The 983-nt window shown below is 45.1% G+C and carries 2 protein-coding genes; one reads left to right on the plus strand and one right to left on the minus strand.

From position 1 onward, the window contains the following. Window positions 1-316: hypothetical protein (locus HX773_RS25320; RefSeq protein ID WP_176973797.1), on the plus strand; the 316-nt coding region annotated here is incomplete at its 5' end. A gap of 130 nt (window positions 317-446) precedes the next feature. On the opposite strand, the gene HX773_RS25325 is transcribed toward HX773_RS25320, so the two are convergent. Next, window positions 447-848, minus strand: coding sequence for a VOC family protein (locus tag HX773_RS25325; protein ID WP_176973798.1), 402 nt, complete (start codon window positions 846-848; stop codon window positions 447-449). Window positions 849-983: the final 135 nt, after the last annotated feature.

A 983-nucleotide genomic window follows, 5' to 3' on the forward strand; every position in this document is an offset into this window, starting at 1 on the left:
GTTTTTGTTGACCACTACAACTCGAGTTTCTGAAAAATCGCATGCCAGAGAAGTCGAGAGCCTAAATCTTATCGGAATGAGCCTGGGTGCGGCGAAAGAAAAGTTAATTAAAGAAGGATTTGATTGCAGCGACTATCCTGAGACCAATAGGGTGCAAACACAATCCGGCGCACGCACTTTAATGCAGCTTGATTGTAGCAAACGAAGCTTAGAACTGATTTGTCCGCAGATACGCTATGCGGTACTCAATGTCGACCCCCAAAGCTTCAAAGTGGTATTGATGGGAAAACGAATAACTCAACAAGCATGTTTTTGATGATTAATGATCCTACCTCTGCTCTTGGCACATAGCGGACGAACTAATTGAGTTGAAGGTCCGCTGTGAGCGAGGAGCGGACATTATTTTGGGGGCGGAAACGTCGTAATGACTCAACCGTTAGGGAGTTTTAATTTTGCTTGTTCTGGTAAAGATCCCAGCGGTTGCCGTATAGGTCCTCAAATACAACTACTGTTCCGTACTCCTCTTCGCGAGGCTCTTGGGAGAATGTAACGCCTTTTAATTTCATGGAGTTGTAGTCGCGCCAAAAGTCATCAGTTTGCAGAAAAAGGAATACCCTTCCACCACATTGATTGCCTATAAAATCTTCCTGCCTCTCATTTGAAGCGCGTGCCAGTAGAAGATTGCAATCGCTTTCCGGGTTAGGTGTGACTACGACCCAACGTTTACCCGGCTGAGGTGTATCTTCAACGAGAGTAAACCCCAGCGTTTCCGTGTAATACTCAATTGCCCGATCATAGTCATCAACGACTATGGCCACATATCCCATGCATCGCTTCTGCGTTCTCATTTCTGCTCCATCAGGTTTCAGACATAACTGCCAAGAAACATTTTTTTAACACAAATGATCCTTAGTTGCATTATGGGTTTGTCCAAAGCACTGAAGTCTGCTTTTGGCTGTGAGTTCAACCGATGGATGCAACAC

Origin of the sequence: Pantoea sp. B9002 (genome assembly GCF_013385945.1) — a bacterium.
Lineage (GTDB): Bacteria > Pseudomonadota > Gammaproteobacteria > Enterobacterales > Enterobacteriaceae > Pantoea.

Bases quoted from the DNA above. Each gene is read 5' to 3' on its own strand.
- HX773_RS25325 (WP_176973798.1), bottom strand. From the start codon at position 848: ATGAGAACGCAGAAGCGATGCATGGGATATGTGGCCATAGTCGTTGAT.